This window comes from Bacillus sp. FJAT-42315 (assembly GCF_002797375.1).
In the GTDB taxonomy this organism is placed as follows: Bacteria; Bacillota; Bacilli; order Bacillales; family Domibacillaceae; genus Bacillus_CE.
This window is the reverse complement of the sequence record NZ_KZ454941.1, coordinates 2,540,047-2,566,955: the sequence shown is the minus strand read 5'-3', so window position 1 is coordinate 2,566,955 and position 26,909 is coordinate 2,540,047. Positions and strand designations below refer to the sequence as shown.

Genomic DNA, 26,909 nt, shown 5'->3' with positions numbered 1-26,909 from the left:
CCTAGTTTCTCTAGTAAATACAGAGAAACTAGGTGTTTTTTATTGCTTTTTTGTACGTATGTACAAAATCGTATACATCGTTAGCATCATAATCGTAAGTAGCGGTCCGTATTGTTTGAGTAAAATGATCATGTCGTTCATAGGTGAGTGCTGAAGGTTAATGACCGGCAGAGAATGAAGGGTACCACTGTTTTTAACTGAACGTTCATAAACGGGTCCCCAAAGAATGAAAGCAATAGAAGCAGAGTACAAGCCATGAAGAATTCTAGCAAAAAAGAATGGGCGAAAACGAATATCTGATTCCGCTAAAATACTGGCCACTTGTGCTTGCACACTCAACCCACTAAAAGCCAGTATAAAGCTCGTGACAATGGCTTGCTGTAAAAGGGTGCTATCTTGAATTTGGCTAATCATTTGACTCCCAAGCGTAATTTCAAATATACCAGCGATAAAAGGAATAGTGAGCTCAGAAGGTAGTTGAAGCCATCGAAAGACTTCAGCCGCTCCAGCAGCTAATAAAGAAGTAATATGCAAATGAAATAATAGCTTGTTGATGACAGAAAATAGAATAATAAATCCGCCAATCATCAGCAACGTGTGAACAGAAGAAAGGACAGAATCCCCCATTAATTGTCCGATCGGTCGCCGGTCCTTCAGGCGTGCTTGATGCATAGCAGAAAAGGCATTATAGAAAGAGAAGGGGGGAGTATCACCTGCTTTTTTCTTTTCGTCACTTCCGTAAAATCGCATCGTCAATCCGACGAAGAAATTTCCTAAGTAATGAGCACTGGCGAGCAAAATCCCTAAATGAGGGTTGTAAAAAAAGCCGATAGATACCGCTCCGAAAATAAATAAAGGATTAGAAGAGTTAGTAAAGCAAACGAGCCGTTCAGCTTCCGTTTGAGTTAGCTCTCCATTTAGTCTTAAGCGCGTGGCTAGCTTAGCCCCTGAAGGAAAACCAGAAGCCATGGCCATTGCCCAGACAAACCCACCTGCTCCTGGGACTTTAAACAGTGGGCGCATCAGCGGTTCAAGCAACACACCAATAAAGCTGACGACTCCAAGACCAATCATCATTTCTGATAAAATAAAAAAAGGAAGCAATGAGGGGAAAACGATTTCCCACCACATATTTAATCCTCTAATAGATGCCTCGAAGGAAATTTTCGGGAATATTATTAATGAGAAAGCAAACAGACTAATGAAAAACGCTAAAAGAAGGGTCTTTATTTGGGAAGCGGTCAACCTTCATTACCTCCTATCCTGTACATAGACAGCTCCGCTCTGGGATTCACCATATAGTTCAGGTACAATATGATTAATTCAAAATCATTTATACACTTGTCCTGTTTTTTTCAATATACTCATATCATTTAGAAATAGACCATAGCTTATTAGGAAATCCTGAGATGGAGGGGAAAAATTTGCAACAACCAAAAATAGGAGTAGCTCTTGGCTCAGGGGGAGCTAGAGGGTTTGCCCATATCGGTGTTTTGAAAGCATTAACAGAGGCTAATATCTCAGTCGATATGATCGCAGGCAGCAGTATGGGATCGCTTGTCGCGAGTTTATATGCAGCAGGGCAGGATATGGAGCAGCTATACAAATTGTCGAAAGCGTTTAAAAGAAAATACTTTCTTGACTTTATCTTCCCGAAAATGGGGTTAATTGCTGGAAAGAAAATAAAAAGTTTCATTCAAGTGTTAACTCATGGGAAAAATATTGAGGATTTAAATATTCCTGTGGCAATTGTCGCGACAGATATTCAAATGGCGGAGAAAGTTGTGTTTACGGAAGGCTCTGTAGCAGATGCTGTTCGGGCCAGTATTGCGATTCCAGGGATCTTTGTTCCCGAAAAAGTCAATGGACGCTTGCTTGTTGATGGCGGAGTGATTGATCGCGTGCCTGTTTCAGTTGTAAAAGAGATGGGTGCAGACATCGTGATTGGAGTAGATGTCTCTTCTGTCAAAAAAAATGCCGAGATTCAAACTATTTTTGATGTGATTATGCAAAGTATTGATATTTTGCAATTGGAGATTATTGAAAATAGGCAAATTGCTTCAAATGTGATGATTCGCCCACCTGTGGAAATGTATAGTTCTAAAGCATTTACGAATATTCAAGATATTATTGCTGCAGGAGAGCAAGAGGCGAAAAAAAGAATGCCTGATATTATTGAACAGGTTGAGAAGTGGAAGGAGTTACATCATGAAAAATAAATTAACTTCAGTTGCCTTCATTTTGTTATTAACTATTATTGCGACTTCCTTCATTAAGCTTCCCTATTATGTCATGAAACCTGGGGATGCTCATGAGCTAGCGCCGATTGTGAAAGTAACGGGAGGCAACGAAGCGAAGGGAACGCTCATGTTGACGACCATTAAAATGGGAGAGGCAACACCGATCTCTTATGCGATGGCTCAATGGCTTGATTATGAAGAAGTGGTTCCTATTGAGAATGTCCGTAGTCCTCACGAAACAGATCAAGAATATAATATTAGACAAAAGTATTTAATGGATAGCTCTCAACAACAGGCGATTCAAGTCGCTTTTGATGCGGCAAAAAAACCTTATAAATACATTTATGAAGGAGTATATGTGTTGAGTGTTTTTCCAGGAATGCCAGCAGAAGGAATCGTTCAGGCGGGTGATAGGATTGTAGGCATTGATGGAAAGAAGCTCGAATCGTCTAAACAATTTACCGATTACGTGCAAGCTAAGCAGTCAGGTGATACAGTGACGATCCAATTTGTGAGCGACGGGGAAGAAAAACAGAAAAAAATTGCACTAAAAAGCTTCGCCAATAACAGCAATAAAGCAGGTCTTGGGATTAGTTTAACGGATCAAAAGAAATTAATCAGCACACCGGAAGTACAATTGAAAACAGAATCAATAGGCGGTCCTTCAGCAGGTTTAATGTTTAGTTTAGAAATTTACAATCAATTAACGAAGCAAGATATTACGAAAGGCAGAAGAATTGCAGGCACTGGCACGATCGACGCAGATGGGAACGTCGGCCGTATTGGCGGAATTGAACAAAAAGTAGTGGCTGCTGATCGTGCGGGAGCGGAAATATTTTTTGCACCCAATGATGAAATCACGCCTGAATTAAAAAGAAATATTCCTGATATTAAGCCTAATTACGATGAGGCTGTTGAAATGGCTAAGGAAATAGGAACACATATGAAAATTATTCCTGTGAAAACCTTTCATGATGCTTTGGACTATTTAATAGCTAGTTAAAATCAATGAGCTGACCTTTATGAAAAAAGTGTCAGCTCATTCTTTATGGCAGTAAAATAGGAGGCTGCGTGAATTCGCTATTTAAGAGCTGAGGCGTTTGCACACCTTGCATATATACATCAGATGCTTTCATATCTAAAGCGAGTAACTCTTTATGAGCAGCCGCCCTAGCAATGAGAGGGAGTGAGAGCTCTTTTTTGATGGTTTTCATATACGCACGTCCGTGCCCATTCATTCCTAATAGGCGAATATAACGGATAGATGCCATCGCTGCTTTCATTTCTTCTTTCGTTGTGTTCGTGAGGATGTGGACGAGCATTCGTTGAATTCGTGTCCAAGTGTAGCGTTTTGTTTTGACTTGTTCCATAAAATCGATAAAGCTAGGGGCGTGGCGAGCTGTCTCTTTTAAACGGAATTCGATCCCTTCTGTTATTTCATAAATCGATTGTAGCTCCTCTATGGAAGCGGACAGTAGTCGATACTTTAATAACGGCCAGTACATGCTCCAGCTATGGAAAATGTGATGTTCATTATGATACTGTGTCAGTTCCGTCAATGTACTTTCAGGGACAAATCTTTTAATCGATGATACATGTTTAGAATCTGCTATTTCTTTACGTATGCCTGTGGCACTAGCGATGCTGTCAAATGCTAAGCTTTCATCGTGATAGCCAGCTTGCTGGCGTTTAATCGTAAGCGGCTGCATGGGCTCCGTTAATCGATCATTCGCTTGTACATAATGATAACCTAAAATATTGTTAGGCATCGATAAATCAAGTGAGAGAGAATCCTGAAATAGTTGTTCTCTTGCTAACGTCTGTGCTTTCGGAAAGCTATATCCTTCCTTCATATAGGAATGGATTAATGGGTTTAAGGTTGGAGCCGCCGAATTGATCATTTCTAAAGTATCTAGAAAAGGCTCAACTTGCCCATTTTCACTACCGAAGCAAAAGGAATCACAAGCTAATTCCTTTAAAATCGAAATGGCTCCAAAAGAAAAAATTTCAGCTTTTTGCGTGGAGAAGGCATAAGGCAATTCAACAACGAGATCAACCCCATTTTGAAGCGCCATTCGGGTGCGTGCCCATTTATGAATGAGAGCGGGCTCTCCCCGCTGCAAAAAATGTCCGCTCATCACAGCGATCACGACATCAGCATTGGCTGTTTCTCGTGCCTTTTGAGCATGATATAAGTGGCCGTTATGAAAAGGATTATACTCAACAACAATACCAACTGTTTTCATTTAATCGTTCCTCTGTTATAGTTATTTAATATTGATGATGTTATTATTGTCATTTACTGTGTTTTAGTTGTCAATAGCTCCGCTTTTCGAGTCTAAACGTCCGCTTGCGCTTTTCAGTGTGTAAAGAAAATATATTGACAAACGTTTTTGTGAAAGCTATAATTACTTTTGTTGCCTTGAGGTGATAGTGATGAAATGGTCGATTATTCAATTACAAAAGTTTCGTGATAAAGGTTTGATTCTTGATGAGCTTGTAGATATGAGTGTCTTGAAAAATCGAGATCCTCAAATTCGAAATGTAGCTCCTGTTCATGTAACGGGGCGTACGGACATCAGTTCGGAGAAAGTTACCTTTCATTTGCAAGTGAAAGGTCAAATGATTTTACCTTGTTCGCGAACACTTGTTGATGTGGAATACCCGTTTGATTTTCAAATGACTGAAACATTTTTGTTGAAGCCATCTTTGTTCAGTGAATATGGGGATGAAGATGAGATTCATAAGGTGCAAGGAGATGTGATTGACCTAGCACCAATTTTGGAAGAAGCGATTCTTTTGGAAGTACCGATGCAGGTGTTGAGCGAGGATGCTGATCAGCATGTTATTCCATCAGGGAAAGGCTGGGAGTATCATAGTGAAGAGCAACTTCCGAAAGAAGAAAAAAAGGTCGATCCGCGATTAGCAGGTCTGGCTGATTTTTTCAAATCAAATGAGGAATGAAAATTGAGAAGTACCAGCTAATTCTGGCTTCATATACTTACAATCTCTTTTAAGGAGGTGGAAATAATGGCAGTACCTTTTAGAAGAACTTCTACAACTAAAAAGAACAAACGCCGTACGCATTTCAAATTACAAGTACCTGGTATGGTAGCATGCCCGAACTGTGGTGAAATGAAATTGGCTCACCGTGTTTGTAAAGAGTGCGGAACATATAAAGGAAAAGAAGTTGTAAGCAAATAATTTTGTTTACTTATTCGATCCTAATAAAAAAACGTGAAGAGACCATGGCTCTTCACGTTTTTTTATTGAAGATTTCAATAGATTAAGGCTACAATGAGTGAAAGGGGGAGGATGGTTGATGGATTTTCAAATGAAACGATTACATAATGGCATTTTAGAATTTACAATTACGCGACCAGAAAAAAGAAACGCTGTGAATTTTGAAGTGATGGAAGGGTTAAGCCAAGCGATTGAACGTGCGAAAGAACCGGATGTTCGAGCGTTAGTGATTACAGGAGAAGGAAAGCAAGCCTTTTGTTCAGGTGGGGATTTATCAGTTTTTCATGCGCTACGAACAGAAGAGGAAGCATATAGCATGCTTTCGAAAATGGGCAAAATTTTGTACGAACTGACGATTTTACCAAAGCCGACGATTGCGTTAATTAATGGAACGGCGGTTGGTGGCGGTTGTGAAATTGCCACTGCTTGTGATTTCCGAATCGCCAAAGCGGGAGCAAAAATGGGCTTTATTCAAGGAAGTTTAGCGATTACAACCGGTTGGGGTGGAGGAACGCTGCTGTTTGAACGAATCGCTCCTTATCATGCATTAAAATTATTATCGGAAGCGGTTACTTATCGCGCCGAGCAATTAGTCCATATCGGTTTCATTCATCGAGTAGTTGATAAAATCAATGAGGAAGTCGTCGAGCGGTTTTTACAGAACGAAGCTACTATTCATAGCTCGGTATTATCTGCCTATAAGCAAATACAAATTCGAAAATGGGCGTCTAGTGATCTTCGGGGGAGAGTTGAACAGGAGATTAGGCAATGTGCGATTCTTTGGGAGGCGGAAGCTCATCATGAGGCTGTCGTTAGCTTTTTAAATAAGAAATAAAAAATTGGACCATAATGGATGGGTATCCGATATGGTCCAATGACGATTTAACTAATTTTTTGTGTGATGATAGAATTTGGATCCCAAAGTAAACGAGAACTATGCTCTGACAGGGGAACAAAGTTCATTTTTTCCCAGAAACTATTGGACTTCACGCGCGCCTTGGTTAAAATTGGTAAATTAAAGGATTTGGCAAAGTTGACAAGTTGTAAGCCGAAGCCTTTATGCTGAAATTGAGGTAGTACCTCTAGCTTCCAAATTTCAAGGTATCTGTCAGAACCATTTTTTAATAAGTTTGCTCGATTTTGTTTTACATATAAGCACATACGAGCAGCTAGCTTATCTCCGTAGTAAATACCGTAAAATGGGGAGTTGGCATTATCCTCGACCATTGTGATTTGAATTTCTTCTAGCATGGATAGTTCTTCTAACCCATACTCTTTAAAGCTTTTGAATTCTTCTATTGTTTTGAAATTTACTTTTAAATTTTTAACTGGTAATTGCATATGATCTCCTCCTGTAAACATTGAGAATCGTACAATGAATTTTATATTTTCATTATATAATAGAAATTCAGATAAATGAATAGGTTGTCTGATAACGCTTTCATTTTTGTGGAATTACTAAAAGAAATGATCATTTTATTGTGAAAGAGGTAAAAGTTGTGAGAATTGGAATCGTTGGCGGCGGTGCTATGGGCCTTTTGTTCGCCACGCAAATGGCAGAAATAGATTCAACGATCGTATTTACTAAAACGGTTGAACAAGCAAGGACTCTCTCTAAACAAGGGATTACACGTATCGAAAACGAACAAAAAGTTATCCATTGTATCCAAGCAGATATAACGGAACAAATAGATCATTATCAGCTTGATCTTTTATTTATTGCGGTGAAACAATATCAGTTGCCAAGTATTTTTCCTTATCTCCAGCAAGTAAGCGAAGATGTCCCCCTTGTGTTTTTACAAAATGGAATGGGGCATTTACAAGAATTAGATCGCTTGATGCATAGGCATGTTTTTGTGGCAACCGTCGAGCATGGGGTGCTTCGTACAGACCTGGCAACTATTGAAGTGAGAGGACGAAATCGAACGAATATTTCTGCTTATTGTGGGGAGGAAAAAAAGTTATCGCCGTTTTTGAACTTGTTTGAGGCAACGTTCCCGTTCGTTTGGAGAGAAAACCCGAGAGCTATGCTGCTTGAGAAGTTGTCTGCTAATGTCGTGATCAACCCGTTAACAGCAGTATTAAAAGTCAACAATGGAGAGTTGATAACTAACTCGTCTTTTTTGAAACTTGCTGAGACCGTATTTGCTGAATTTTCAGCTGTATTTCAAAATGATGTTCAAGCAGCAATGTGGACGAACGTTAAGCAAATTTGTTTCAAAACCGCCAACAATCGCTCCTCAATGTTAAGCGATTTAGAAAAAAGTCAACAGACGGAAGTAGAAGCGATTGTTGGCTACGTGCTCAATGAAGCAAAGAAGAAAGAAGTAGACGTTCCGTTGCTACAAACACTTTACTGGATGATCAAAGGGTTAGAGAAAAAATCCCTTCATTAGAGTCACAATATTTTTTCTTATTTTCAATAGATGGTATACTCAAACAAGTAAAAATGTATGTAGAAAGGAAGTTCATATATATGGAACTGGATCGGATTTCCATTCCGGCGATTAATCAGTTTGCTTCGCTTTATTTAAAGCAAGAAGCCCCTGTAACGGACTTTTTTCATTATCAATTAACGAAAGAAGATGTGTACCGACAGCGAGTAGCTGATTTAAACAACAGAAGTTTTATGAGAGAGTCTCTCGCAGATTGTATTGAAAGTTATATGGAAGCATTACCAAAGTCTGAAATGGTAACTGTCTCCCTTCGTAAATTAAAGGATGAACGGTCGACCGTGGTGATCGCTGGACAGCAGGCTGGTTTATTGACAGGACCTCTTTATACCATTCACAAAATTATTTCGATCATCAAATTAGCAGAACAGAAAGAAAGGGAGCTTGGTATTCCTGTCGTCCCTGTTTTTTGGATTGCCGGGGAAGACCATGATTTTTTAGAAGTGAACCATGTTTATGTTGAACATGATCAAATGATCGAGAAGAAAACGTATCCAGAAAAAATGTTAGAAAAGCGAATGATATCTGATATCGAATTTGATCATCAACAAATGAAGCATTGGGTGGAAAAGTTATTCGTTAGTATGGAAGAGACGGAATATACGAATCAGTTGTTACGTTTCGTTCATGAAGCGATCGATCGCTCTGAGACGATTACCGACTTTTTTACGAGTTTGATTCACTCCTTATTCAGTCAATATGGACTACTTTTGATCGATGCTGCTTATCCGCCATTGAGACAATTAGAATCATCATTTTTTAAACAGATGATCGAGCGGACGGAAGAGATCACAGCCAGTGTGCAAGAAGCGCAGCAATCGGTGATGTCCCACTCGTTTAAGCAAATGATTGAGCTGTCTCCTCAAGCAGCCAATCTGTTTATTTATGAACATCATGAACGAACGTTGCTTGAATATGACCGGGAGCGGGAATTATTCATTGGGAAAAGCGACGGTAGTCAATATAGCAAAGAAGACTTGCTTCATTTACTTGAATGTCATCCAGAAAAGTTTAGCAATAATGTAGTGACGCGACCATTGATGCAGGAATGGTTATTCCCTACGCTTGCTTTTATTGCTGGTCCGGGTGAAATTGCTTATTGGGCGGAGTTAAAGAACGCTTTTGAATTGTTTGAAATGAAAATGCCACCGATTGAAGCTCGTTTAAACATGACCTTGATTGAACGAAACATTATGAGCGACTTACAGGAGTTAAACATTTCGCTAGCCTCTGCTCTAATTCATGGAGTAGAAAAGGAACGAGAGCTGTTTTGGCAGTCGGTTAGAGATGAGCATTTTCATGAGCTGATTGCGTCCGTTCAAGCGTCTTTAATGGAACACTATGATATGTTTGAGGAAAGAGCAAAACAATTGCATAAAGGTACGCTACCGATCATCCAAAAGAATCGGCAATTTCATTTGCAACAGCTACAATTTTTAGAAAAGAAGACAGATGATATGCTGAAGCGTCAGCATGAGGATGTACTAAGTAAATATATCCGTGTGCAACAGGCATTAAAGCCTGAGGGCGCTCCTCAAGAGCGGGTATGGAATGTTTTCTACTTTTTAAATAAATACGGGCTTGATTTTGTTGATGAGTTAATGAAGTTAGACTTTGTATTTAACGGCGATCATCAAATGGTGAAAATTTAACACATGAACCAGATCTTTCATGAAAAGTGAGAGGTCTGGTTTTTTATTATGTTTGGTAGTTGAAGAAATTGTCAAATTGTTCCGTAAAAAGAACTGTTTTTGCGAATGAAGGCGCTGTGATTACTTGCTAATTTAGAGAATATGGTGAGGAAAAGTGGTTTATGAGCGAATTTAGCGAAAGAAAAAGATGAAAAGTTTTGTTTAAAAGCAGGGATTTAATGGTTTGGACAGAAATCAAAAATAGTGGAGAAAAGCGGGTGGGTGTGGTAAAGTTAGGGAAGAAATCAATCGCTAAAATTGTCGAGATTAAGGTTGATTTTGATATTTATGAAATCGATTGGAATGGTGATTCTTGAACTTTGAACATACAACTGTGTTATTAAAAGAAACAGTAGACGGATTAAACATCCACCCAAATGGAATTTATGTAGATTGTACACTTGGTGGCGCTGGGCATAGTGAATATTTATTATCTCAACTAGGTGAAGAGGGAAAGTTATACGCTTTTGATCAAGACGAAACAGCGATCAAACACGCGAAGGAAAAGCTAGCTCGCTTCGGGGATAAAGTTGTATTCGTGAAAAGCAATTTTAAATATATACGTGAAGAGCTTCAACGCCTTGGTGTCGATAAAGTAGATGGTATTTTATATGATTTAGGTGTTTCCTCCCCGCAACTGGATACCCCGGAAAGAGGATTTAGCTACCATCATGATGCCCCGTTAGACATGAGAATGGACTTAACAGGCGGTGTCACTGCCTATGAAGTGGTCAACCATTGGCCATATGAACAGCTCGTCAGAATCTTTTTTCAGTATGGAGAAGAAAAATTTTCAAAGCAAATTGCTCGTAAAATTGAAGCAGCTCGTGAGAAAAGACCGATTGAAACAACTGGTGAGCTTGTCGAGTTAATTAAAGAAGGCATACCAGCGGCGGCTAGAAGAAAAGGGGGCCATCCGGCGAAAAGAGTTTTCCAAGCGATTCGGATTGCAGTGAATGATGAGCTGGGTGTGTTCGAACAGTCGTTAAAGAACTCCATTGAATTATTGAATTCAAAAGGACGGATTAGCGTGATTACGTTCCACTCATTAGAGGATCGGATTTGCAAAACGATTTTTAGAGCAGCAAGTAAAGGACCGGATCTTCCACCAGGTTTGCCTGTGATCCCTGAAGAGTATCAACCGGAACTAACGTTAATTACTAGAAAACCAATACTACCTTCAGAAGAAGAATTACAGGATAATAACCGTGCTCGTTCGGCAAAGCTTCGTATTGCTGAAAAAAGATAATCGAATGAACAGGGGAGGAGAAGATGAATAATTTAGCAAAAAAGCAGGCTGTCTATTCGAATGAGAAAGCCACTGTTAATAGAAATGAACAATCACAAAAACGTTTTTGGTTCACACCAGGAGAAAAAATCCTATTTTTGTTATTCGCATTGATCATTTGTTTCATGGGGGCGCAAGTTATTTCTACTCAAACAGCTGTCTACGAAGTGAATACAGAGATTCATCAGATTGAAAAGAATATTAAAGAGCAACAGAGGGTAAACAATGACCTGAAAGTTCAAGTGAGTGAAGAAAGCACTTATGAGAAAATATGGAAGAGAGCGAAAGAATTAGGGCTTAATTTGAGTGAACAAAATGTTAAGGTCGTGCAACCACAATGAATGCAAATAAAAAAAATATGAACAGAGGAGCAGCGATATTATTTTCGATATTCGCCTTGCTCTTTTTTGTCTTATTCGTTCGCTTCTTAACGATTCAAGTGTCTGGAAAAGTGGATGGGCACTCATTGAAAAATGAAGCGCTTCAAAAATATTTAAGGACAGATGTTTTAGAAGCGAAAAGAGGGACGATTTACGATCAAAAAGGGGACGTTATCGCTGAAGATACGAGTTCATTTACCCTTGTAGCTATTTTAGATAAGTCGATGACGACCGATCTTAAAAAACCTAAGCATGTGACAGACCGAAAAAGAACGGCTAAAGTGTTAGCTAAGTATATTGACCTTGAGACGGATGACATCGAAAGGATATTAAACAAAACAAAGTTAGACGGAACCCCTCCTTTTCAAGTTGAATTCGGAAAAGCAGGTCGGAACTTATCGAATAAAATAAAGAAAGATATAGAAAATGAAAAGTTACCTGGAATTATATTTATGAGGGATTCAAAGCGTTTTTACCCGAATGGAAAATTTGCCTCTCACTTGATCGGCTTTGCTCAAAAAGCAGATGATGCCAACCATTCGATGACTGGACAAATGGGGATTGAAAAAACGTACGAAAAATATTTAAAAGGTACTAATGGAAAAATACAGTATAAAAGTGATTTATGGGGATACTTATTACCTGGAAAGAAAGAAATGGTCGTCGATCCAGAAAACGGAGACGATATTTACTTAACGATTGATACGAAAATACAAACCTTCTTAGAAGATGCCTTAAATGAAGTGGAAAAGCAGTATAAGCCAGGCAAGGCATTTGGGATTGTGGCCGATGCAAAAACTGGTGCGATCTTAGCGATGAGCCAAAGACCATCATTTCATCCTGGAACAAGAGAAGGGTTGGATCAAAACTGGCAAAATGATTTAGTGGAATATTCATTTGAACCAGGATCGACGTTTAAAATTTTTACATTAGCTGCTGCGATGGAAGAAGGTGTGTTCAACCCGAATGCTTTCTATAAATCTGGTAGTTATAAAGTTGGCCCGAATACTATTCGAGATCATAATGGTGGAAATGGTTGGGGAAGTATCAGTTATTTAGAAGGGGTTCAACGATCCTCCAATGTTGTGATGGCTAACTTATTAGAAAAAATGGGTCCTGATGTATTCAGACAATATTTGGATGATTTCCGTTTTGGTCAAAAGACGGGCATTGACTTACCTAATGAAGCGACGGGGAGTATTCTTTATCGCTATCCGATTGAAAAAGTGACAACATCTTTTGGACAGGGAACAACTACTACTCCTTTGCAAATGATTCAAGCAGCAACGGCGATCACCAATGAGGGAAAAATGATGAAGCCTTATGTCATTGATCAAATTGTTGATGATCAATCAAAAGAAGTAGTCGTTGATCATAAGCCAAAAGTGGTAGGCGAACCGATTTCAAAAGAAACGGCTAAGCAAGTGTTAGATGTATTAGAAACCGTTACTAGTTCTGAACATGGAACGGGAAAAGCGTATCAAATTCAAGGATATGAAGTAGCTGGAAAAACGGGGACAGCCCAAATGCCTAACCCAAAAGGAGGGTATTTAACGGGGCGAAATAATTATATTTTTTCCTTTTTAGGAATGGCTCCTAAAGATGATCCGAAATTAATTGTTTACGTGGCGGTGGCTCAGCCTCAATTGGAAGATGAAGGCGGATCTGCTCCTGTTTCTAAAATATTCAATCCTGTTATGAGAAATAGCTTACAATATTTGAATATCGAGCCGAAGCAAGGAGTTACTGTGAAGACAGTGAAACTAAAAGACTGGACGAAGAAAAAGAAGGACGAAGCGGTCAAATCCTTAGAAAAAGACGGCGCAAAGCCGATTGTCATAGGGAAAGGGCGAAATATTGTTGCACAGCTTCCTGAACCGGAAACTAAGTTGTTGCGGGGAGAGAAAGTGATCTTAAAAACGGATGGCGAATTGACTATGCCTGATTTGAAAGAATGGTCATTACGTGATGTGACGAAGCTTGCTAAGCTTGCGAATATCCGTGTAAGCTTCACAGGAGAAGGTTATGTACAGAGCCAAAATATTCAACCGGGTACAGTGTTAAAGCCGAATCAAAAATTAATCGTGACATTGAAGAAACCGAAAGAAAAACCGAAGAAATAACAGAAAGAAAGCTGCTCAGCTAGGCAGCTTTCTTTTTTTCATAAAAATAATCGTTTTGCATATATTGGATTGAGAATGGAAGGGGGGGCTTGGTTGAAAAGGGCATCGGCTGTTACGGTAAGAAAACGGCTTATCTTTGTTTTATTATCCGGGTTAATGATTTTCTCCATCATCGGTTTTCGTCTGGCATATGTACAGTTTGTCTTAGGCGATGACTTGACGAATAAAGCAAAAGACTTATGGAGCAGAAACATCCCTTTTGAGCCAGAGAGGGGAAAGATTGTGGATAGAAACGGGGTCGCTTTAGCTGATAATAAAAGTGCACCAACCGTTTACGTCGTCCCTCGGCAAATAGAGGATCCAGTCAGCGCTTCTAAACAATTAGCTTCGGTATTAAATATGTCGTCAGCGAAAGCTTATCAAGATGTCACAAAGCAAACCTCCATGGTGAGAATTCATCCAGAGGGGAGGAAGATCTCGTTTGAAAAAGCAGAACAGGTGAGAAACTTAGGGATCAAAGGAGTATATATCGCGGAAGATTCGAAAAGACATTACCCATTTGGGAACAACCTAGCTCATGTTTTAGGATTTGCCGGCATTGATAATCAAGGATTAATGGGATTAGAAGCGTTTTATAATAAGGAGCTAAGCGGTCAAAAAGGTTCCATGAGTTTTTTTTCTGATGCAAAAGGAAAAAGAATGCCACAAATGCCAGATGGTTATACACCTCCCGCTGACGGATTGGATTTAAAGTTAACGATTGATTCAAGGATTCAAACGATACTGGAAAGAGAGTTAGATTTAGCGGAAGTTAAGTATCAGCCAGATGGAGCGGTCGCTATTGCTATGAATCCTAACAATGGAGAGGTTTTGGCAATGGCGAGTCGACCTTCTTTTTATCCGGAGAAATTTCAGGAGGCATCGCCAGAAGTTTTCAATCGAAATTTACCGATTTGGAGCACGTATGAGCCGGGCTCTACGTTTAAAATTATTACTCTGGCCGCAGCGTTAGAAGAAAAGAAAGTGGATTTGTATAAAGACCATTTTCATGACCCTGGATTTGTTACTGTAGGAGGGGCAAGGTTAAGGTGCTGGAAAAGAGGAGGACATGGTCATCAGTCCTTTTTAGAAGTTGTTGAGAACTCCTGTAACCCTGGGTTTGTGGAGTTAGGGGAGCGATTAGGGAAGGAAAAGCTGTTTTCTTATATTCGATCCTTTGGGTTTGGAGAGAAAACGGGCATTGATTTGCAAGGTGAAGCGAAGGGACTATTATTTAAGCTTGATCGAGTAGGACCCGTAGAGCAAGCAACGACTGCTTTTGGACAAGGTGTATCCGTGACGCCAATACAGCAAGTGGCAGCTGTTTCTGCGGCAGTGAATGGCGGCACGTTATATGAACCATATGTAGCGAAAGAATTGGTCGATTCGGTGACAGGAGAAGTGGTCAAAAAGAAAACGCCTGTTGCCAAAAGAAGGGTCATCTCTGAAGAAACATCGAAACAAATTCGTTTCGCTTTAGAAAGTGTGGTTGCGCAGGGAACAGGAAGAAATGCTTTTGTGGAAGGCTACCGAGTTGGCGGAAAAACAGGAACAGCGCAAAAAGCTCGTGATGGGAAGTATCTGAAAAATAATCATATCGTTTCGTTCATCGGAGTAGCACCAGCGGATGATCCGCAAATCGTCATCTACACAGCGATTGATAATCCAAAGGGAACGGTTCAATTTGGCGGAACGGTAGCCGCTCCAATTGTCGGAAAAATGATAGAAGATAGCTTGCAAATATTAAATGTGAAACCGAGAGAAAAGCAAATAGAGAAAGAAGTGAAATGGGATGACCCGGAAGTTGTGAAGGTTCCAAACTTAGTCGGTTTATCAAAGAAGGAACTATCTACACAATTATATAATTTGAAATTAGAAATTTCGGGAAGTGGTCAAAAAGTAGTGCAGCAATCACCGATGCCTGGTACAAAAGTCGAAACAGGCTCGGTCATTAGAATATATTTGAATTAACAGGTTGAAAGAAACCTATTTCCCGTCATATAATTGGCGGGGATTTTCATTTATAATGAAAGCAGTCGCATCTATTGCTTTTTTTAGTTAAAATAGTAAAGGTAATTAAAAAGCAATCAATACATAGGTTGGCAATAAAGAAAGGATTGAAAAAAGTGAAATTATCAGACTTATTAAAGTCACTTCCTTATTATAAAATGATAGGTTCAGCGGATCCTGTAGTTTTATCGATTGAAAATGATCATCGTCAAGTAGTCGATGGTGCTTTATTTCTTTGTATAAAAGGATATACGTTTGATGGACATTCCGTCGCACAAGAGGCGGTCAACAAAGGAGCGGTAGCGATTGTCGCGGAGCAGCCAGTTGAGGTAGAAGGAGCGCCAGTTATTCTTGTATCGAGCACGAAACGAGCGATGGCCGCCCTTGCGGATTTTTATTACGGTTCTCCAACTAAGCATATGAATGTCATCGGGATTACGGGGACGAATGGAAAAACGACAACGAGTCATTTGCTGAATGAAATATTTGCAGAAGCAAAAGAGACGACAGGCTTAATTGGTACGATGTATATGAAGATCGGCGATGAAACGATAGAAACGAAAAACACGACGCCTGAAAATTTGACGCTACAAAGAACATTTAAAGATATGCGTGAGAAAAACGTTACGACGGCGATTATGGAAGTTTCCTCACATGCTTTATTAGAGGGGCGAGTGTGGGGCTGTGATTATGACGTTGCTGTATTTACTAATTTAACGCAAGATCATTTAGACTATCACCATACGATGGAAGACTATCGTGCAGCGAAAGGTTTACTTTTTACAAGGCTTGGTAATACATTCTCGGCAGATAAACCGAAGTTTGCTATTTTAAATGAAGATGACGAAGCATCGTCGGTGTATAAGCAAGAAACAGCGGCTCATCTTGTGACATATGGGATTGATCGTGAGGCGATGTTCCGAGCGGAAAATATGAAATTGACAGCTAGCGGAACTGAATTTGACTTAGTGTTTCCAGAAGGTAGAAAAACAGTTCGTACTAATTTAGCTGGAAAATTTAATGTGTACAATATTTTGGCGGCGATTGCAGCGGCTTACTCACAAGGAATATCAATCGATACGATTTTATCAGCGATTGATAGAATTAAAGGTGTAGCTGGTCGATTTGAGCTGGTGCCGAACGAAGAAAATATTTCCGTCATTGTTGATTATGCGCACACGCCGGATAGCTTAATCAATGTATTAAAAACGGTGAAAGAGTTAGCGACCGGTCGTGTATTTGTCGTTGTTGGTTGCGGGGGAGATCGAGATAAAACAAAACGACCGTTGATGGCTAAAGCAGCATGTGAATTTGCTACGAATGCGGTATTTACTTCTGATAATCCTCGCAGTGAAGATCCTTTAGATATTTTGAAAGATATGGAAGAGGGTGTGCAAGGGGAAAGCTACACGCTCATTGCCGATCGAAAAAAAGCCATCTTTTATGCAATCGAAGCAGCACAGGCAGGAGATATTGTGGTGATTGCTGGAAAAGGGCATGAAACGTATCAAATTGTAGGTGATCGCGTCTTAGATTTTGATGATCGTGCGGTGGCGACAGCGGCGCTTGTAAACAGGAAAGAAGAGGAGAAATAATATGCTAGAGAGAGATGTCTTTTTAACGATGGCGATGGCTTTTATCATTACCGTGGCGATTGCACCGTTGTTTATCCCGTTTTTAAGAAGGTTGAAGTTTGGGCAAAGTATTAGGGAGGAAGGGCCTGAATCCCATCAAAAGAAATCGGGAACGCCGACGATGGGCGGGATTGTGATTTTGCTATCGATCATTATTACGGCGATGTTTATGTCACAAATTTATTCAGGGATCGGCACAGAAACGATTTTGCTATTGTTAGTGACGGTTGGATTTGGCTTGCTTGGATTTTTAGATGACTTTATTAAAGTGGTTATGAAGCGAAACTTAGGCTTAACATCGAAGCAGAAGCTTTTAGGTCAAATCGTGATTTCGATTATTTTCTATGTCATTTATACGAATGCGAATTTATCAACGGAATTAACTTTTCCTTTAACAAATATCACGATTGATTTAGGCATTTTCTATGCACTCTTTTTAATTTTTTGGTTAGTAGGCTTCTCGAATGCAGTGAACTTAACGGATGGCTTAGATGGACTGGTATCAGGGGTTTCAGCGATTGCCTTCGGTGCCTTTGCTGTTATTGCGTGGAGTCAAGGAATGAATGAAACAGCGATATTTGCTTTTGCTGTTGTTGGGGCAGTATTAGGGTTTTTAGTCTTTAATGCTCATCCTGCAAAAGTGTTTATGGGAGATACGGGTTCTCTTGCTTTAGGTGGAGCGATTGCGACCATTTCTATTTTAACGAAAACGGAATTTTTACTGTTAGTGATTGGCGCTGTGTTTGTTGCAGAAACTCTATCTGTCATAATTCAAGTCGTTTCCTTTAAAACGACAGGTAAACGTGTATTTCGCATGAGTCCACTTCACCACCATTTTGAGCTTGGCGGTTGGTCTGAGTGGAGAGTAGTTGTCACTTTTTGGACGGTCGGTGTGTTATGTGCAGTGATCGGAATTTATATCGGAGCGTGGATGTAATTGAAAACAATAACAGATTATCAGCATAAAAAAGTTCTTGTACTTGGATTGGCGAAAAGTGGAGTGAGTGCCGCTCTACTTTTGCATAAGCTCGGTGCTTTTGTGACAGTGAATGATCAAAAGCCGTTAGATGAAAACCCGCAAGCTCAACATTTGCTTGAGCAAGGGATTACAGTGATTTGTGGTAGCCATCCAATTGGGTTGCTTGAAGAAGGGTTTGAAATGATTGTAAAAAACCCTGGTATTCCGTACTCTAATCCACTTGTGAACGGAGCGGTTGCTAGAGGTATTCCTGTATTAACGGAAGTAGAGCTTGCTTATTTAATTTCAGAAGCTCCACTAATCGGTATTACTGGGACCAATGGGAAGACAACAACAACAACCCTTATTTATAAAATATTTGAAGCGGATCGTAAAAAAGCGATTATTGCTGGGAATATTGGCGAAGTAGCTTCTCAAGTGGTTCAACAAGCCACGGAAGAAGACCATGTCGTCATCGAGCTTTCCTCGTTTCAGTTGATGGGCATTGATCAATTCTGCCCGCACATTGCAATTATTACGAATATATACGATGCCCATCTTGACTATCATGGAACGAAAGATGAGTATGTAGGGGCAAAATTAAATATTACAAAAAATCAAACGGAAGAGGATTTCTTTATTGTTAACGCAGATCAAGAAGAATTATTCCAATTAGCCAAACAATCTAAAGCGATGATTGTGCCGTTCTCGACGAAAACGACAGTTGCTAATGGAGCTTATGCAGAGAACGGTGAGGTGTACTTCCGTGGGGAAAATATCATGAAGTTACAGGAGATCGCTTTACCTGGTGCGCATAACTTAGAAAATATTTTATGTGCGATTTCAGCAGTGAAGTTGGCGGGTGTGTCGAATGAGGCGATTCGAGAAGTGTTATCTACTTTTTCTGGCGTCAAACATCGGACGCAATTTGTTCGTGAGCTGAATGGAAGAAAATTTTATAATGATTCGAAAGCAACGAATACGTTAGCGACGAAAAGTGCCCTTGCTGCTTTTGCAGGACCTACTATCTTGCTTGCGGGTGGGTTAGACCGCGGAAATGATTTTGATGATTTGATTCCGTATTTACACAATGTGAAAGCGTTGGTGACATTTGGACAAACGGCAAATAAACTAGCTGAAACTGCTCGTAAGGCAGGGATTGTCGAGGTAGTGAAAGTGGAGGCTATGGCAGAAGCGGTTACTAAGGCGTATCAATTGTCACAGTCTGGTGATACGATTTTATTATCTCCTGCTTGTGCTAGCTGGGATCAGTATAAAACTTTCGAACAGCGCGGAGATATATTTATTGAGGCGGTGCATACACTTAACTAAGAGCCTGTCTTAGTTTAAGTAAGAGCGTGATGGACAAGGCTCTGATTCTATGAATTAGAGGTGTTTGTCATTGTCGGTAAAAAAGTCTGCACCTGACTACTTGTTGCTGATTATTATTTTGTTATTGCTTACTATTGGAATCACGATGGTGTATAGCGCTAGTGAAGTATGGGCTAAATACAAGTTTGATGATCCTTTCTTTTTTGCTAAAAGGCAGTTGTTATTTGCTGGTGTTGGCCTTGGTGCGATGTATTTTATTATGAATGTGGAATATTGGACTTGGAGAAGGCTTTCAAGGATTGGGATCGTCATCTGCTTCATCCTGTTAATTCTAGTTCTTATTCCTGGCGTTGGAATGGTTCGGAACGGTTCTCAAAGCTGGATCGGAGCTGGGGCCTTCTCGATTCAGCCTTCGGAATTTATGAAGCTCGCTATGATCATTTTTTTATCTGGATATTTAGCAGACAATCAAAAATATATGATGGAGTTTCGTAAAGGATTAGTGCCTGCCCTCGCGCTCGTGTTTACTGCTTTTGGATTAATTATGTTACAGCCGGATCTCGGGACGGGTACGGTCATGGTTGGTACTTGTGTCGTGATGATCTTTGTGGCAGGGGCAAGAATTTTTCATTTTGCGATGTTAGGTATGGTCGGTTTAGTGGGATTCGTCGGGTTAGTGTTATCGGCTCCTTATCGGATGAAACGGATTACTTCGTTTTTAGATCCTTGGTCTGATCCGCTAGGAAGTGGTTTTCAAATTATTCAATCCCTCTATGCGATCGGACCAGGTGGCTTGTTTGGATTAGGAATAGGCGAAAGCAGGCAAAAGTATTACTATTTGCCTGAACCACAAACAGATTTTATTTTTGCTATTTTAGCAGAAGAGCTCGGCTTTATTGGTGGCATTTTTTTACTGCTGCTATTTTCTCTTTTGCTTTGGCGCGGGATTCGCGTGGCGTTAGGAGCTCCGGATTTATTCGGTAGCTTTTTGGCGGTAGGGGTGGTGGCTATGGTGGCTATTCAAGTGATGATCAATGTTGGAGTTGTGACAGGACTGATGCCGGTGACTGGTATTACGTTACCGTTTTTAAGCTATGGTGGGTCATCGTTAACATTGATGCTTGCCGCTATGGGCATTTTATTGAACGTTAGTAGATATTCACGGTATTAAAAAAAGAAGCCTTTTAAGGTTTCTTTTTTTTGAGAAACAGTTGATGGGGAGTTAGATGATTAAACCTCTAATATTTTTATTAGTTCAGTTAAAAGATAAAATGATTTCTTTCGCTTTTAAAGGATATTGATTGATTATCGCGAAATATTGATTTAATATGAGAATGCACGAATTATGATATGGCTTGTTTTTTAAGCGATGTAAATGTAACAATTAGATGAAAATTGCTACATTTTTTTTGATTTATTTTCAATTAGACTAAAGCTATATTTATATAATAAGAAAATGTAGTATGATAGTAAAAGCTTTCAAGAAGTTATTTTTTTGAAATATACCAATACTTGAGAGGGCATATATTAATTTGAGGTGAAAATAGATGAAGGTTGTTGTTAGTGGCGGGGGAACTGGAGGTCATATTTATCCAGCTCTTGCTCTTATTCGAATGATAAAGGAAAAACATCCTGAAACATCCTTTTTGTACATTGGAACAGAAGCGGGATTGGAGTCTAAATTAGTAACGAGAGAAGCTATCCCTTTTCGAACAATTGAAATCACTGGTTTTAAACGTTCGATATCGATGGAAAATGTAAAGACTGTGATGCGCTTTTTAAAAGGAGTTAGCGAGTGTAAGAAAATGTTGAGGGAATTTAAACCAGATGTTGTTATCGGCACAGGCGGTTATGTTTGCGGGCCTGTTGTGTATGCAGCTTCAAAGCTTGGAATCCCAACAATTATTCATGAGCAAAATAGTGTACCAGGCTTAACGAATAAGTTTTTGAGTAAGTATGTCGACAAAATCGCTATTTGCTTTCAGGAAGCGGAAACGTTTTTTCCAAAAGAAAAGGTTGTGCTTACAGGAAATCCTCGTGCATCAGAAGTGGCGAACGCCAAACCATCTGGCGGTTTGAGCGAGTTTGGTTTAACGAACGATAAGAAAACGGTATTAATTTTTGGAGGAAGCCGTGGAGCACGTCCAATTAACGAGGCGGTCATTCAAGCGCTACCAACCATTGCTAGTCGAACGTATCAAGTCCTTTATATTACCGGTGAGGTTCATTATAATCAAGTGCAATCGGAAATTGAGAAGGTAGGAAAGCCGAAAAATGTAGCGATTGCTCCGTTTATTTACAATATGCCTGACGTGCTTGTTGAAAGTGATTTAGTATTATCACGAGCGGGAGCAACGACTTTGGCTGAATTAACTGCTTTAGGTGTACCGAGTATTCTTGTGCCAAGTCCTTATGTGACTAATAATCATCAAGAAAAAAATGCTCGTTCACTCACTGACCATCAAGCAGCTAGTTTATTACACGAAAAAGATTTAACAGCAGAAACGTTAATTAAACATTTAGATGCTATATTATTAGATGAAAAAGAATTGAAAACGATGAAACGAGCGGCTGAAAAATTAGGAATTAAAGATGCATCCGATCGTCTATATAAAGTGATGCTCCAATTGACAGGGAAAAGCTAAGAAAGAGCCTAGCATTTGGGTGAAATGCTCTCTCTGGCGACATTTAATATGAGATGGGGTATGTTGTTTCTATTTTTATAAACAGTCCGTTTGTCGGGAGGAACAGGCATGGAAAAAGGAAAGATCATTTCAATTGAAGAGCGAATTCCGAAGCTGAAAAAGTTGAGAAAACGAAAAACAAATCGGCGTCTTGCTAGCATCATTTCGCTCTTTTTTCTAATTGTGATTACCATTGTCTACTTTCAGTCTCCCCTTAGTCGAGTACAGCAAATTGATGTAATTGGCAACCATTTTTTATCTAAAGATGAAGTGATCGAAACAAGCGGGCTTCGTGAGGAAAGTAGCGTGTGGAGTGTGAACAAACAGGGAGTAGCTGAACAACTACAACGTCATCCGAAAATTAAAGAAGCAGTCGTCTCTTTTTCCTTTCCGAATAAATTAGTGATTAAAGTAGAAGAGAGAGCTAAGCTTGCTTATTTATCAAAAGGAAGGGGCTTTTACCCTGTTTTAGATAATGGAACCGTGTTAAAAACAGCCACAACGCAAACTTTAGATGAGCTTCCGGTACTTCATGGATTTAAAGAAGGAAAAGTGTTAGATGACATGATGAATTCTTTAGGGGATTTGCCAAATGAAATTACTAATTCAATCTCTGAAATTTATTATAAACCTAAAAAAACAGACTCCTATCATATTCAATTATTTATGAATGACGGATTTGAAGTCTCGGCTTCATTGAAGACATTTTCTGACAAGATGGTGTATTATCCATCGATTGTAAGTCAACTAGACCCCAATGTTAAAGGGGTCATCGATATTGAAATAGGCTCATATTTCAGGGCATACGATGCGAAAACTGGTGACCAAGAAGAACAATCACCAGTAGATCCATAAAGATTTAAGGTTTTAATCTTTAACAAACAAAATTTTGTTTGTTCTTCCTCTTTATTGGGTGAGGTTTGGCTTTTCTAGGTTTACATCTTAGTGTAGACTTAGAAATAACAGTTGTTCCTTTAAAGGGGTTAAGATAAGTCATTTTGTTTTCTGAAATTTAAAATGGAAAAGACTGAAAAAACGATGAATATTAAAAGGGAAATTTGTTCAAAATGACGAATACTCTCTGTATAAAAATGAATAATGAGTAGTTATATTGTTGTTCGATCAAAGAGTTGTTTGGAGGTAAAGGAGGTGCCAAAGAATGAACAGCAATGAGATTTTGGTTAGCCTTGACATCGGTACATCCGCCATAAAGGTCATTATTGGAGAAATGGTTAATGATTCTTTAAATATTATCGGTGTTGGGAGCGTTAAATCTAAAGGAATTCGAAAAGGTTCCGTGGTGGATATAGATGAAACCGTTCATTCTATTAAAAAGGCAATTGAACAGGCCGAGAGAATGGTTGGTATGGAAATTAAGCAAGTGATTGTAGGGATTGCTGGTAATCACGCGCTTTTGCATCCATGCAACGGTGTTGTCGCTGTATCTAGCGAAAATAGAGAAATAACAGATGAAGATATTATTAGAGTAATGGATGCTTCTCAAGTGATGTCTATTCCTCCTGATCGTGAAATCATTAATGTCATTCCTAAGCAGTTTATTGTGGATGGTTTGGATGAAATTATGGATCCACGAGGAATGATCGGAGTCCGTTTGGAGATGGAGGGTATTATTGTAACGGGTTCTAAAACATTTTTACATAATACGTTGCGTTGTGTAGAACGGGCTGGTCTAGAAATTATGGATATTGTGTTTCAACCACTAGCTGCTGGGGAAATTGCTTTATCAAAGGATGAACAAAACCTAGGAACAGTTTTAGTCGATATCGGCGGAGGTTCTACCACGGTTTCTGTCTTTAATCAAGGTTATTTAAAAGGAGCGGTTGTTTTTCCAATTGGTGGCGATCACATTACAAAGGATTTATCCATTGGTTTACGTACTTCGACGGAGGATGCCGAGCAAGTAAAGCGAACTTACGGTCATGCTTTTTATGACCTCGCTTCTGAAGAGGAAGTATTCAGTGTTCCAATCATAGGAAGCGATCAGCAGCAACAATTTAACCAACTTGAAATTTCTGATATCATTGAGGCTAGATTAGAAGAAGTGTTTGAAATGGTGATTGAGGAATTGAGACATCAAGGGGTTCATGATGTACCTGGAGGTTTTGTTTTAACTGGAGGTACATCTGCCATACAAGGTATTCTTGATTTAGCGCAAGATGTGTTCCAAAACCGTGTTCGCGTAGCTATTCCTGATTATATCGGAGTAAGGGAACCGCAATATACGGCGGCAGTTGGTTTAATTAAATATGCGTACAAAAATGCTAGATTGCAAGGAAGAAATGTAAGTACAACTCTAGAGCCAATGACTGTAACTGAAACGCGGCCGAAAGAAGCCCCTCAGCCTAAAAAGGTGAAACCCGAGAAGACAGAAGATCAAAAATTGACTTCGAAAGTAAAAAAATTCTTCGGCTACTTTTTTGAAGAATAGTCATCATAGAGAAATAACGACGAATTAGGAGGATTTGTCATGTTGGAGTTTGATACTAATTTAGATTCATTAGCAACAATTAAAGTTATAGGTGTAGGTGGCGGCGGAAATAATGCTGTGAACCGTATGATCGAACATGGGGTTCAAGGAGTAGAATTTATTGCCGTTAATACGGACGCCCAAGCATTAAACTTGTCAAAAGCAGAAATAAAAATGCAAATTGGTTCGAAGCTGACTCGTGGACTTGGTGCAGGTGCGAATCCTGAAGTTGGAAAGAAAGCAGCGGAAGAAAGCAAAGAGCAAATTGAAGAAGCGTTACGTGGAGCGGATATGGTATTCGTTACAGCAGGAATGGGTGGAGGAACAGGAACTGGAGCAGCACCTGTAATCGCTCAAATCTCTAAAGACCTTGGAGCATTAACTGTTGGGGTTGTTACACGTCCTTTTACGTTTGAAGGTCGTAAGCGTGCCACACAAGCAGCAGGTGGAATAGAGGCGATGAAGGCCGCTGTCGATACGCTGATCGTGATTCCGAATGATCGTCTATTGGAAATTGTCGATAAGAGCACGCCGATGCTTGAAGCGTTTAGAGAAGCCGATAATGTTCTTCGACAAGGGGTCCAAGGTATTTCGGATTTAATTGCTACTCCTGGATTAATTAACCTTGACTTTGCTGATGTGAAAACGATTATGTCGAATAAAGGATCAGCTTTAATGGGGATTGGGGTAGCTTCGGGCGAAAATCGTGCAGCTGAAGCAGCTAAAAAAGCGATTTCTAGTCCGTTACTTGAAACGTCTATTGACGGTGCACAAGGTGTGATTATGAACATTACTGGTGGCACGAATTTAAGCTTGTATGAAGTTCAAGAGGCAGCAGACATTGTAGCTTCTGCTTCTGATCAAGAAGTGAATATGATCTTTGGTTCTGTCATTAATGAAAATTTAAAAGATGAAATCGTGGTAACAGTGATTGCGACTGGATTTAAAGAATCTGCTCTGCAACCACCAAAGCAGCCCCGTACTGGGTTTGGTCAAACAAAGCCACAACCATCGACAGTCACTCCAGCACCTAAACGAGAAGTGAAGCGTGAAGAGCCTGTTCAACAAGATATGCCGCCAAGACAGCACTCTCAGCCGGTAGAAGATACACTCGATATACCAACTTTCCTTCGCAACCGTAATCGACGTCGATGATTCAAGGGGAGTGCTCTTAATAACTAAAATTGAAATTAATGGAAAAGAGTAGACTGAAAGGTGCTACTCTTTTCTTTTTAATTATAGGATAATAGTTCTACTTATGCAATTTATAACTAAAAACGTTTGACAAACTTCGAAAGCTTCCATGAAAAACTCTTCTTTTTTTCTTCCTAATTGTGACAGACTTCTATTGCAGTGTCCTCTATACTTAAATCAATTCAGCTGCTAACAATTTATTTTCCAGGAGGAGGGACGGCGTGATCCTTTATTTAGATGCCTTGTGGTTACTGAATTTCTTAGCGGATTGTTTATTACTTTGGATGAGTGCTATATTTTTGAAACGTTCAGTTAAAGGGTATCGTCTAGTGCTAGGTGGGCTAGTTGGATCTATGAGTGTGTTTTTTATTATCAGTCCCTGGATGGAATTGACTGGACATCCGATATCTAAGTTGGCTTTATCTATTAGTATGGTGCTTGTTGCGTATGGTTTTAAGCGCTGGAAATTTTTCTTTGCTAATTTAATGGCTCTGTATTTTTCTACTTTTTTAACGGGCGGGATGCTTTTAGGGGCCCATTATTTTATTCAATTTGATATGAATATTGAGTCTAACGTGTTTCTAGCAAGTTTACGTGGTGTTGGTGATCCGATTAGCTGGATCTTCGTGATGTTTGGTTTCCCATTAGCTTGGTACTTTGCTAAAAACAGAATGGACGACTTTCAAACGGCGCAAATACAGTATGATCAGTTGATGGACGTGACCATTGAAATGAACGGCTTAGTTTTACTCGTTAGAGGGTTAGTGGATACGGGTAACCAATTGCAAGATCCGATCTCGAAAACGCCGGTGATGTTAGTATCAACAAAAGGATTAGAAGAAAAACTCCCAAGCGAGATTATCGCCAACTCTGATCAACCAGAACGATTATTATTGGATGAAGGGTGTCTTCCGACTGATTGGCTGGAAAAAATGAGAATCATTCCCGCGAAATCTGTAGGGAAGGCCCAACAGTTGCTACTTGCTTTTAAACCGGACAAGGTACAGATCTGTAATGGGCACAAGCAAATTGATGTAAATAAGATATTAGTGAGTTTTACAGCTGTACAGTTGTCTTCAGATGATCAGTTTTCCTGTATTCTGCATCCTAAAATGGTTCTTCCTTTTTCTTATGAAGAAGTTTCTTAAAGCG

Annotated in this window: 24 protein-coding genes; 21 read left to right on the top strand and 3 right to left on the bottom strand. The window is 39.6% G+C overall.

Features of this window, described 5'->3' with window-relative positions; genetic code table 11:
• Window positions 1–39 precede the first annotated feature (39 nt).
• On the bottom strand, window positions 40–1,245 hold the full coding sequence (gene ylbJ / locus CEF22_RS12530) for a sporulation integral membrane protein YlbJ (RefSeq protein WP_100403129.1): 1,206 nt from the start codon (window positions 1,243–1,245) through the stop codon (window positions 40–42).
• Between the two features lie 179 nt (window positions 1,246–1,424).
• Here ylbJ and CEF22_RS12525 point away from each other — a divergent pair, with 179 nt between their 5' ends.
• Both CEF22_RS12525 and CEF22_RS12520 read left to right on the top strand, forming a co-directional pair.
• Window positions 1,425–2,219 (top strand): patatin-like phospholipase family protein, encoded by a 795-nt coding sequence (locus tag CEF22_RS12525; protein ID WP_100404002.1) that lies wholly within the window; start codon window positions 1,425–1,427, stop codon window positions 2,217–2,219.
• Complete coding sequence (locus CEF22_RS12520; RefSeq protein ID WP_442857408.1) at window positions 2,206–3,243, top strand: SepM family pheromone-processing serine protease; 1,038 nt, start codon at window positions 2,206–2,208, stop codon at window positions 3,241–3,243. The genes CEF22_RS12525 and CEF22_RS12520 overlap by 14 nt, the downstream gene beginning before the upstream one ends.
• Window positions 3,244–3,286: 43 nt before the next feature.
• Here the strand turns inward: CEF22_RS12520 and CEF22_RS12515 are convergent, their stop codons facing one another.
• The gene (locus CEF22_RS12515) at window positions 3,287–4,486 is read right to left on the bottom strand and encodes a nucleotidyltransferase (RefSeq protein ID WP_100403127.1); all 1,200 of its coding nucleotides are present in this window, start codon (window positions 4,484–4,486) and stop codon (window positions 3,287–3,289) included.
• A gap of 190 nt (window positions 4,487–4,676) precedes the next feature.
• On the opposite strand from CEF22_RS12515, the gene CEF22_RS12510 reads away from it, so the two are divergent.
• The 3 genes from CEF22_RS12510 (at window position 4,677) to CEF22_RS12500 (ending at window position 6,318) form a co-directional block, all read left to right on the top strand.
• Window positions 4,677–5,204 (top strand): YceD family protein, encoded by a 528-nt coding sequence (locus CEF22_RS12510; RefSeq protein ID WP_100403126.1) that lies wholly within the window; start codon window positions 4,677–4,679, stop codon window positions 5,202–5,204.
• A 66-nt stretch (window positions 5,205–5,270) separates the two neighbouring features.
• Window positions 5,271–5,444 (top strand): 50S ribosomal protein L32, encoded by a 174-nt coding sequence (gene rpmF, locus CEF22_RS12505; protein WP_094834941.1) that lies wholly within the window; start codon window positions 5,271–5,273, stop codon window positions 5,442–5,444.
• A gap of 118 nt (window positions 5,445–5,562) precedes the next feature.
• Window positions 5,563–6,318, top strand: a complete 756-nt coding sequence (locus tag CEF22_RS12500; protein WP_100403125.1) for an enoyl-CoA hydratase/isomerase family protein — start codon at window positions 5,563–5,565, stop codon at window positions 6,316–6,318.
• A gap of 47 nt (window positions 6,319–6,365) precedes the next feature.
• Here CEF22_RS12500 and CEF22_RS12495 read toward each other — a convergent pair whose 3' ends face one another.
• Window positions 6,366–6,824 carry a GNAT family N-acetyltransferase gene (locus tag CEF22_RS12495; protein ID WP_095481123.1) on the bottom strand — a complete coding sequence of 153 codons (459 nt, stop codon included), beginning with the start codon at window positions 6,822–6,824 and terminating at the stop codon, window positions 6,366–6,368.
• A gap of 158 nt (window positions 6,825–6,982) precedes the next feature.
• On the opposite strand from CEF22_RS12495, the gene CEF22_RS12490 reads away from it, so the two are divergent.
• From CEF22_RS12490 to spoIIGA, 16 genes are all read left to right on the top strand, one after another.
• Entirely contained in the window at window positions 6,983–7,879 is an 897-nt protein-coding gene (locus tag CEF22_RS12490) for a 2-dehydropantoate 2-reductase (RefSeq protein WP_100403124.1), read from the top strand.
• 80 nt (window positions 7,880–7,959) lie between these two features.
• Complete coding sequence (bshC, locus tag CEF22_RS12485; RefSeq protein ID WP_100403123.1) at window positions 7,960–9,588, top strand: bacillithiol biosynthesis cysteine-adding enzyme BshC; 1,629 nt, start codon at window positions 7,960–7,962, stop codon at window positions 9,586–9,588.
• Between the two features lie 218 nt (window positions 9,589–9,806).
• Window positions 9,807–9,944 (top strand): hypothetical protein, encoded by a 138-nt coding sequence (locus CEF22_RS18540; RefSeq protein WP_157843231.1) that lies wholly within the window; start codon window positions 9,807–9,809, stop codon window positions 9,942–9,944.
• Window positions 9,941–10,876, top strand: a complete 936-nt coding sequence (gene rsmH / locus CEF22_RS12480; RefSeq protein ID WP_100403122.1) for a 16S rRNA (cytosine(1402)-N(4))-methyltransferase RsmH — start codon at window positions 9,941–9,943, stop codon at window positions 10,874–10,876. The genes CEF22_RS18540 and rsmH overlap by 4 nt, the downstream gene beginning before the upstream one ends.
• Window positions 10,877–10,899: 23 nt before the next feature.
• A complete protein-coding gene (gene ftsL / locus CEF22_RS12475) occupies window positions 10,900–11,256 on the top strand; it encodes a cell division protein FtsL (protein ID WP_100403121.1) in 357 nt (118 codons plus the stop codon).
• Complete coding sequence (locus CEF22_RS12470; protein ID WP_100403120.1) at window positions 11,253–13,418, top strand: penicillin-binding protein; 2,166 nt, start codon at window positions 11,253–11,255, stop codon at window positions 13,416–13,418. The genes ftsL and CEF22_RS12470 overlap by 4 nt, the downstream gene beginning before the upstream one ends.
• Before the next feature lie 93 nt (window positions 13,419–13,511).
• Window positions 13,512–15,428, top strand: coding sequence for a stage V sporulation protein D (locus CEF22_RS12465; RefSeq protein WP_269799384.1), 1,917 nt, complete (start codon window positions 13,512–13,514; stop codon window positions 15,426–15,428).
• Window positions 15,429–15,583: 155 nt separating this feature from the next.
• Complete coding sequence (locus tag CEF22_RS12460; RefSeq protein WP_100403118.1) at window positions 15,584–17,062, top strand: UDP-N-acetylmuramoyl-L-alanyl-D-glutamate--2,6-diaminopimelate ligase; 1,479 nt, start codon at window positions 15,584–15,586, stop codon at window positions 17,060–17,062.
• A 1-nt stretch (window position 17,063) separates the two neighbouring features.
• Entirely contained in the window at window positions 17,064–18,038 is a 975-nt protein-coding gene (mraY, locus tag CEF22_RS12455; RefSeq protein ID WP_100403117.1) for a phospho-N-acetylmuramoyl-pentapeptide-transferase, read from the top strand.
• Window positions 18,039–19,391: a UDP-N-acetylmuramoyl-L-alanine--D-glutamate ligase gene (gene murD / locus CEF22_RS12450; protein ID WP_100403116.1), complete on the top strand. Its 1,353-nt coding sequence runs from the start codon at window positions 18,039–18,041 to the stop codon at window positions 19,389–19,391.
• A 70-nt stretch (window positions 19,392–19,461) separates the two neighbouring features.
• Window positions 19,462–20,562 carry a stage V sporulation protein E gene (gene spoVE, locus CEF22_RS12445; protein WP_100403115.1) on the top strand — a complete coding sequence of 367 codons (1,101 nt, stop codon included), beginning with the start codon at window positions 19,462–19,464 and terminating at the stop codon, window positions 20,560–20,562.
• 376 nt (window positions 20,563–20,938) lie between these two features.
• Window positions 20,939–22,036 carry an undecaprenyldiphospho-muramoylpentapeptide beta-N-acetylglucosaminyltransferase gene (gene murG / locus CEF22_RS12440; RefSeq protein ID WP_100403114.1) on the top strand — a complete coding sequence of 366 codons (1,098 nt, stop codon included), beginning with the start codon at window positions 20,939–20,941 and terminating at the stop codon, window positions 22,034–22,036.
• A gap of 108 nt (window positions 22,037–22,144) precedes the next feature.
• Window positions 22,145–22,930, top strand: coding sequence for a cell division protein FtsQ/DivIB (locus CEF22_RS12435; RefSeq protein ID WP_100403113.1), 786 nt, complete (start codon window positions 22,145–22,147; stop codon window positions 22,928–22,930).
• Window positions 22,931–23,234: 304 nt separating this feature from the next.
• Window positions 23,235–24,524, top strand: coding sequence for a cell division protein FtsA (ftsA, locus tag CEF22_RS12430; protein ID WP_100403112.1), 1,290 nt, complete (start codon window positions 23,235–23,237; stop codon window positions 24,522–24,524).
• A 39-nt stretch (window positions 24,525–24,563) separates the two neighbouring features.
• Window positions 24,564–25,718 carry a cell division protein FtsZ gene (gene ftsZ, locus CEF22_RS12425; RefSeq protein WP_095480783.1) on the top strand — a complete coding sequence of 385 codons (1,155 nt, stop codon included), beginning with the start codon at window positions 24,564–24,566 and terminating at the stop codon, window positions 25,716–25,718.
• A 260-nt stretch (window positions 25,719–25,978) separates the two neighbouring features.
• Window positions 25,979–26,905: a sigma-E processing peptidase SpoIIGA gene (spoIIGA, locus tag CEF22_RS12420; protein WP_100403111.1), complete on the top strand. Its 927-nt coding sequence runs from the start codon at window positions 25,979–25,981 to the stop codon at window positions 26,903–26,905.
• The last annotated feature ends 4 nt before the right edge of the window (window positions 26,906–26,909 follow it).